The sequence below is a fragment of the Bacteroides sp. CAG:189 genome (assembly GCF_000432295.1).
GTDB classification, from domain to species: domain Bacteria; phylum Bacteroidota; class Bacteroidia; order Bacteroidales; family Bacteroidaceae; genus Bacteroides; species Bacteroides salyersiae.
In genome coordinates this window covers 156,906-165,676 of sequence record NZ_HF991126.1, presented here as the reverse complement: position 1 = coordinate 165,676, position 8,771 = coordinate 156,906, and the positions used below count along the sequence as shown (strand labels likewise).

Sequence of the window (8,771 nt, the reverse complement as noted above, 5' to 3'; positions counted from 1 at the left end):
GTAGCCACTTCTATTGCCCGTTGCCAATCCCCCCCATTACTCTCTAAAGCATACGTCTCTCTGTTTTCTCTCCTGAAATCATATCCTTCACCTAAATAGATAGCATTAAAAGTTAGCGGGCTTGCTGTTGTTTCAAAAGAACGATCCGAAGCTATCACTTCTTCTGTACCATCCGTATATACGATACGAAGATTCAAACAGAAAGAAGGTCTACCCCTCCAGTCCGCCTGATGAAAATTCCATTCAGCAACCGGCTGATGATTATACCACCCATTACCTAATAAAATACCTAATATATTCTCACCCTGCTTCAAATCTTTGGTCACATCATAAGTAGCATATAACAAACGCTTCGCAAAATCCGTATAGGCAGGATCTAAAATATGGTCACCAATTTTCTTTCCGTTGATAGACAACTCATACAATCCTGCTGCTGTAATATAAGCTCTCGCTGATTTAACTTTCTTACTTATACCTATATTTTTGCGGAAATAAGGAGTCGAACGATCTTCTATATCCTTACCGTCGGAAATGAATTTACCTTTCCAATTTTGCTGATCCAACATACCTGTTTCAAAAGAAGATATTACCTTCGATGATTTTTGACCGTCTTTATCAGCAATAGAAACACACCAGTAGTATCTGGTAAAAGGCTCCAATTCTTTGCCTGTATATCTAATCAGTGTATTATTACTCTTCTTTTCTTCAGACCAAAGAATATTTTCACCCTTTAATAAAGATAAAGAATCCGTACTTACCGCTACATAATAAGCAGTTTGTAAAGCATCTGCCCGTCTATCGAATAATTTCCACGATAATCGTGGTGATCTTTCATCAATACTCAACGGCCGACACAAATATTCACATCTCAAATCTATTGGATAGCATTTCTCTTTTCCATAGCAAGAAAAAGACAATAAAATACCATATAGTAAAATCAATATTTTCTTCATAATCTGTTTTTTCTACTTCATGATAAAATGATACCCCCCCGAGCCCAAAAACAAAGTATTATCCTTCATTTCCATACATTTTCCGGATTCCATGACCTCTGTATATTGTTTCGGAATGAATAGAGTAGCAGTAGTATTTGCAGGGATCTCCACTTTCACTGAGAAACCTTGCTCTCCGTCTACCTCCCATTCCGAACGGACCATACCATACAGAGAACGGAAGCTCCCTTTACAAAAGGATAAATCACCAATCGGACGAGGACATATTATAATATGCTTCATTCCCGGCCGTTCCGAATCATAACGAATACCCAACAATGTATCGTAGAACCATGCCACCACACTCCCAAACATCGGGTGACAACGGGAACTATTCCCATGCCAGTCTTCCCATAAGCAGGAATATTCATCTCGAGTAATGTAATGACCAAAAGAAGGATAAGAGCGTTGAGTTATAAGCTTGTATGCCACGTCGCCATAATTATTCTCTGTCAGTACTTTTAATAATAAAGGAGTTGCCAAAATTCCAGTGTCAAAATGATAACCGAGCGATTCAATCTGACGTAACAACGTGTTCAGTACTTTTTCTTTTCTATCCTCGGGTACCAACCCGAAAGCTAACGGAAAAACATTAGCTCCCTGTCTACTTTCCCAATAGCCGTTCTCGTCTTCATCCCAAAAGACTTCATTAAAATTCTGTTTAATCTGCTTAGCCAACGCATCAAAATAAGAAGTATCTTCTGTTCTATTGAGAACACGAGCGACTTTAGACATAATATCTGTTACGCGATAATAATATGCCGTATTCACGAGCGACTCCGGTAATTCTATCTTATCGGGTGTACACCAATCTCCCAAACACCAGCCATTAGGCTCTTCTTTTACTACAATCCCTCTGGCATCCAAACGAGTACCAAGATATTGAATCCAATGCTTCATACCATCATAATGTCGGGATAACAGTATGGTATCACCATATTGATGATAATAGGCCCACGGCATAATCACATAGGCCGAACCCCATGCTGGTCCACCACCACCGCCACCAAAGGGAGCAGTATGAGGAACATAACCAGTCATATGGTTTTGTGCATCTGCAATATCGTCCAGCCATTTATAAAGAAAACGAGTGCAGTCAAATGCATACAACATACTTTCAACCAACACTTGTCCATCACCTGTATAAGCCAAGCGTTCCCGATGTGGACAATCGCTGCTGATGCTTCCATGCATGTTGATTTTTTGAGTATGAATATACTTCCGGTAGATACTGTTAAGTATCGTATCCGATGATACAAAAGTCCCGGTTTCATCCACATCCGTATATATCTCCTTTACAATGAGACTTTGTGCATTCAATGCTACTTTTGGAGATATTACTTCTATTTCCCTGAATGTATGCCATGTAAAACGAGGTTCCCAACACTCTTCTCCATTTCCTTTCAGAATATATGTATCCGATTGTCCAAAATCAATACCTTCCTCACCAATAAACCGAAGTTTTATGCAGTCACCCGCTTCTCCGGAAACTGTCAACATAGCCCAGCCGGCAATCATTTTCGGAAGAACAAAACGATAAACAGAATCATTGACCTGCTCCTTCAATTCGGGGTGATACATTTGCATTACCTTGTCGTACGGAGCAGTCTGGGAATATAATTTACCTTCGGGAGAACGTACTTTTATCGCTTTTTGCCACAATGAATCATCATATTCCACCGAACTCCATCCATCCATTTCTTTTCGGGCATCATACACTTCTCCGGTAAATATATTATCAGAAACCAAAGGTCCGATTGCACACTTCCAACTTTCATCGGAAACGATATTTTCCATAGTACCATCCTGATAAACAATTTCCAATTGTAGCAATAAACGTGGAGTATCATACCACATATATCCCTCAACAGTCCGCCCACGCTGATTGTACCAACCATTACCTAAAATAACCCCCAAACAGTTTTTTCCTTTTTTCAAATATGAAGTTACATCAAAAGTATTATATAGTATGCGTTTGTGTGATTGATCGTCATACGGATACAGAATATGCTCTATGGTACGTTTATCATAATTAGTAACAGCAGGAGCAAGCATCTGATCTCCGATTCTATCACCGTTAATATACATTTCATAAAAACCTAATCCACAGATATAAACTCTGGCATTTTTTATCTCTTTAACAACTTCAATATTTTTACGAAAAAATGGAGCAGGGGCTACATTAGCTTCCAAAGGAGTATCATCTTCCCGGTTGGAAATCCAAGAAGCCAGCCAATCAACTGGCCCCAATCCAATAGCCCAGTTAGCAATAGCGCTCCATTCCGTCACCTGATCATTTTCATCCCAAACTCTAACTTTCCAATAAACATGTTGGCGAGATACAAGTGCTCTCCCCTTATAAAGAATTTGTTGGGATTGAGAAGAACTGACTTTTCCGGAATCCCATAAGTCACCAATATCATCGAATAGTAGTAATGAATCACTCGCTACTAATATCTGATAAGCCGACTGCATTTTATTTCTGTTCTTTCCATTGCAAACATCCAACTTCCAACCTAACCATATGAAGTTCGCTTGTATGGCTACTGGATTTGTCAGATAGTCTGTACGCAGATCAAAAACTCTCATTTCTGGTGCCTGACAAGAAAAGAAAGACAAAACAAGCAATAAGTTTCCTACCAAAATTGTACTATATATTTTTTTCATATAAAATCAGTCATTGATGTACACCATTTGGTTAGAAAGGAGTAAAAGGACGAGTCTGAGATGCAGCCCCAAACTGATAATTAGGCTTATTCCCCATATAAAATCTCAAAGTACCTCCTTTCATTATATCTTCGTACTGAATGTAAGATTTAGAATAAGTTTTTCCATTTAATTCCACTGACTGAATATAGATATTTTCATCACTATTATGAATCGTTTCAATTGTAAAGTTCTTCTTGCCGGGTAATTCAATCTTAACATTCTCAAACAACGGACTACCAAAAGCAAAGACGCCCCAAGAAGGATTTACCTGGTAAAATCCCATAGCGGACAGTAAATACCATGCGGACATCTGTCCACAATCTTCATTACCAATTATACCGTCAATTTGATCAGTATAAAAATTCGTCAATATCTGACGCACTATTTTAGCCGTTTTCCATTGCTGTCCTGCATACGAATACAAATATGCCATGTGATGACTCGGTTCATTTCCATGTGCATACTGTCCAATCAAACCGGTTATATCAACAGAAGCATGTTCTCCCATATCTCCCTCCATTGTGAAAAGAGAATCCAATTTTTGTGTAAAGAGCTTATCACCTCCATACATCTCAATTAAATCAGACGGGCATTGAGGAACATAAAAAGAATATTGCCAACCCGTACCCTCACTAAAAAAGCCATGTCCTCCATGTACTGAAATGATCGGATCATATGGAGTAGCCCATGTCCCATCAACACTTTTAGGCCTGATAAACCGAATAGTCGGGTCAAAATAATGCTTGTAATATTTACTCCTTTTAAGAAATAGATCAAACATTTCTTTATCTCCCAACTTTTGAGCCATCGCAGCAACTCCCCAATCTCCAATTGCATATTCCATAGCAATGGAAGTAGCTTCACCCAGTCTTTCATAAGGAATGTATTCCTGTTCTAATACATAGGGGATACCTTTTTGTTTCAAATAAGTGGCCGACTGAATACATGCCTGAAAAGCTCTTTGAGCATCAAATCCCTTAATATTTTTCAAATAAGCATCAGCTATTACGTTCAGTGCATTATAACCAGGTGTCTGATCGGTTTCTCCCCCAAGTAATGGCCATACCGGAAGTTTTCCCTGCTGATCGTAAATAGCCAGCATCGAATTTATAAAATCCCCCACACGCTCTGTTTGAGTAATTGTAAACAGAGGGTGTAAAGCTCTGTAAGTATCCCAAAGTGAAAATGTTGAATAATTAACACCTTTCTCCGCTTTACTTATTTTATTATCGTGTCCTCTATACTCTCCATTGATATCACAATAGGTGGTGGGAGCAATCAACGTATGGTACATGGCCGTGTAGAATATTTTCAAATTCTTCGCATTTGTATCGGACAGTTTTATGCGACCCAATTCTTTATTCCACTTTTTCAATCCTTCTTTAGACACTTTTTCCAAATCCCAATGTGGAATCTCACCTTCCACATTTAATGCTGCATTCCGACAACTTACTGACGATATGGCTACTTTCAAAGAAATATCAGAAAGATCGTTATCTAAAACTAAAACTCCTTTTACTCCTTTACTATTCAAATCTTTACTATCGACAAATGCACTATCTTCAAAAAGTAACAGGTCTTTAATCGGCTTGTTTGTTTTTAAAACAAAATAAATACGATGCTCCGGCGCCCATCCGTTCACAAATCGATAACCTTCTATTGTATAATCGTCAACTTTTTTTAAACCAGAAGCATAATCTTCAAAACCATTACCTTCTTTCAAGTTAATAAGAATATGTTTCTCCACATTTTGCTTAGGATAATGATAACGGTGTATAGCTACACGTTCTGTTGCTGAGAGTTCGACCTTAATTCCATTCTCCATCAATAAGGAGTAGTAATTAGGACGAACTATTTCATTTTCATGCTTATAATAGGAAGCATAACTACCGGATATATCGTGTTGTTCTCCTCTTTTTGTCCGCACTTTACCCGTAAAAGGCATTATTTGTACATCCCCCAAATCAGTACATCCGGTTCCATTTAAATGAGTATGAGCAAATCCAATAATCACACTATCAGAATAATGATAGCCAGAACACCAATCCCAACCTTTATGAATATTCTGCGGTCCCACCTGTATGGCCCCAAAAGGAACGGAAGCTCCTACAAAAACATGTCCATGTCCTCCTGAGCCAATATAGGGGTCAACATATTGGACATAATCTCTTGCTTCCATCACATTGAAATGGAAGAACATGCTTATCAACAAAACAAATAACTTATTATGATTCATGCGATTACCTTTTTTGTATTCATATTCAATCAAACTAAATTAATAGTTTCCGTATAATTACTTTCTTTTCAGTATTCACTATTTTCAAGACATAGACTCCCGGCACAACAGAAACTTCCTCTACACAATTATTAGATCTTAACTCCAGAATTTTCTCTCCAGATATAGAATATAACTCAATATTGCCAATAGAAAACTTAGAAACGATTCTAAATCCTTTATCCAAAAGAGAAATATTCACTTCATCATTTTTCGACAGATTGATCGAAGTGGGTTCTTCATTTATTTTATCTAAATAAACCGCTTTCACTACTGCATTCTGATTTTTCCAAAGCATTTTCAGTTGGTGTACCCCCTCTATATCCCCAATCATCGCCTTCGAAAACTTAAATGTCTTTGTAGAAAATGAACGAACCAAAGGAACTTCCGCCATAGGAGTCAATTCATTGACTATAAATGTCCTAAGACTCGAATTATGACCTCTCCAACGAATATAAATATTATGCTTTCCTAATACACTTTGTGACAGTTTAGCCGTCATCGTTTTATATTCACCTGTCATTGTTTTCTCCACCGGAACAGAAGTTATCGGCTCAGCTGCATCCTCCAAAAAAATATCAAAAAACGATCTTTCAGATAATTCCTGAGGATTTGTGTATTCAACAGAAAAAGAATTATATGTATATATTTCATCTCCCAGATTTACACTATTAATCTTAATAGCCGTATTATTACCCGTACTGATCACTGACACTGAAGCAGCATCATATGTCCCATCACCCAATATCTGCACCGAACTATTCAAATATTTACCATTTCCATTACCCGCCATAGGGACAGATAAATTATCTGCTTTACAATAAAAAACAAAAAACAACGCGAACAATAACCCAAATAATCTATTCATATTTACCTCCATGTTCTTCAAGATATTTATTAAATGTAGCACAGAGATCCATCGGTAGCAAAAACTCATAGGTATTGGGTAGATACATTTCCAAGCGGGTAAGTTCACGTTTCAACCGTTCGTAACCATCCAAGCCACCATAATTTGCAGCGATGAGATAAACATTACAAAAAACTGGTTTTTGAGTGCTGGGCTTAAATCCTGTCAAATAATTATAGACATCCCCTTCTTTCCAACAATGTGCCCCCTGTGATATTGAAACGACTCCTTCTCCATTTTTTCCTTTTTCATAACGATAGCTCACATTGTTACCGTCATAAACTCCTTGTAATCCACAAGTTCTCATATATTCCCTATAACGTTCTTCATGTGAAGTATTCCATAAACAACCGGTATGAAAACCTGCTGTAGCCAGCCATTCATTATTCATAGCCAGCCACTCATCATATTTTCCGTCGGGATCGGCAGCAGCAGTAGCAAATGAATCACCATAAATAAACTGAAAACCGGAAGGACCTGCCATCAACTCATCATTCGGAGTCAAATTTTTATAAAAATATTCCAACAAGAAAGGATTGAGTTCCTGTAAAGAAGCTGCCATTGTCACTCCAACCGGCACATCTCCTCTTCCTGGAGCACTAAACATATTGTATAAATGATTAGCATCAAATTGAATGTTGTCTCCATCACTCCACACCAAACTCACATATATCTTCCCAGGTTTGGCTTCTATGGCCTGTCCCTTACGTTGCTGAAAAGCCTTACGGGGATAAGAACACCAGAAGCTACCATTAGAGTAGAAGTCACTCACCATAAAACCGACATTATATGGATTAGTTGCTTTATTTAGTCCGTCTCCATCATCACCCGCACCATATCCCATCACAGATGAGCCTATTGGATATTTCATATGAGCACATAATTTTTGGATCATATTAAACCCTTCACTACCCTCTTTAGCTTCCAAATAAAAAATCAAGCCTTTTGTTGCAACAGCATAATCATATAACCTCCAAGGATTAGATTCGCTGTCCTCACGCAAGCCAACAGAAAAAGATAATGTTGGATGGCATTTCCCCTTATCTACAAACTCTGTTATTACCCACTCATAGGCTTCCATTTCATTACTCCATTTATCACGAATATCTTCGACCGGTAAATTTACCCCAAGTTCATCTTGAAAAAAATGCATTATATCTTCGGTCACAGGAATTGCTCCTTCTTGTGCACAAATCATTAACGCCATACACCAAGTCCATTTTTTATCTTTTGTCCAAAGCACCATTTTACTAAAATTATTTTTATAACGTTTCATAAATGATGCAAGCCCTGAATAATTGTATGTTTTTCCGTCCTTTACATAAGAATTATATTGTTCGTCTCTCAATAAATTACATTTTCCGATACCATAAGCATCTTCGAATTGTCTAATATGATGATCTTCAATAATCAGGTAAACCTCCCCTCTCTTTTGATTGATAACTCCTTGGGCAGCCTCCACTATCAATTTAGAAGTATTATCATTATTTCGTAAATCAAAAACGGTAATTGCCTCATACGGACATTGCTCATTCTTAAAATATAATCCAGATTGCGGTTTTCTATCTGTATGATAATCAATCGGAGCAATATTTAATGGAACAGAAAAACTTGTTTTAGGCGCAACCAAATCATCATCTAAATAAAATTCAAATTTAGTGTCCTCACTTACCGGATTCTGATAAGACATCTCAACCCATATGCAATCATACTTCTTATTACCAAAATCAATATTCCCCAAATCTAAAGTCAAATTATTACTCGTTCCCACAACTCCTCTCTCCTCATCAAAACTAACGGAATTCTGTGGATCAAAAAGAGTAGTTACGTTTTGACTATTCATGGGAATAATCAAGGCGTTTTCCGTCGGTTCTACAACCTCCTGCTG

At 37.6% G+C, this 8,771-nt stretch carries 5 protein-coding genes; all 5 read right to left on the bottom strand.

The genetic code is table 11. The features are described 5' to 3' along the window. A partial coding sequence (locus QVP90_RS19790) for an alpha-L-rhamnosidase N-terminal domain-containing protein (protein WP_288204939.1) occupies positions 1 to 953 on the bottom strand: 953 nt, incomplete at its 3' end. A gap of 12 nt (positions 954 to 965) precedes the next feature. Continuing rightward, a complete protein-coding gene (locus tag QVP90_RS19785) occupies positions 966 to 3,659 on the bottom strand; it encodes a glycoside hydrolase family 78 protein (RefSeq protein ID WP_264380782.1) in 2,694 nt (897 codons plus the stop codon). 31 nt (positions 3,660 to 3,690) lie between these two features. Next, entirely contained in the window at positions 3,691 to 5,937 is a 2,247-nt protein-coding gene (locus QVP90_RS19780) for a GH92 family glycosyl hydrolase (RefSeq protein ID WP_021937394.1), read from the bottom strand. A 34-nt stretch (positions 5,938 to 5,971) separates the two neighbouring features. Beyond that, a complete protein-coding gene (locus QVP90_RS19775) occupies positions 5,972 to 6,844 on the bottom strand; it encodes a secretion protein Por (protein ID WP_224203893.1) in 873 nt (290 codons plus the stop codon). Further along, positions 6,837 to 8,726 (bottom strand): GxGYxYP domain-containing protein, encoded by a 1,890-nt coding sequence (locus tag QVP90_RS19770; RefSeq protein ID WP_021937393.1) that lies wholly within the window; start codon positions 8,724 to 8,726, stop codon positions 6,837 to 6,839. Before QVP90_RS19770 ends, QVP90_RS19775 begins: the two co-directional genes overlap by 8 nt. Positions 8,727 to 8,771 lie beyond the last annotated feature (45 nt).

Coding starts and splice junctions, on each gene's coding strand:
- QVP90_RS19785 (WP_264380782.1), bottom strand. CDS start 3,659: ATGAAAAAAATATATAGTACAATTTTGGTAGGAAACTTATTGCTTGTT.
- QVP90_RS19780 (WP_021937394.1), bottom strand. CDS start 5,937: ATGAATCATAATAAGTTATTTGTTTTGTTGATAAGCATGTTCTTCCAT.
- QVP90_RS19775 (WP_224203893.1), bottom strand. CDS start 6,844: ATGAATAGATTATTTGGGTTATTGTTCGCGTTGTTTTTTGTTTTTTAT.
- QVP90_RS19770 (WP_021937393.1), bottom strand. CDS start 8,726: ATGAATAGTCAAAACGTAACTACTCTTTTTGATCCACAGAATTCCGTT.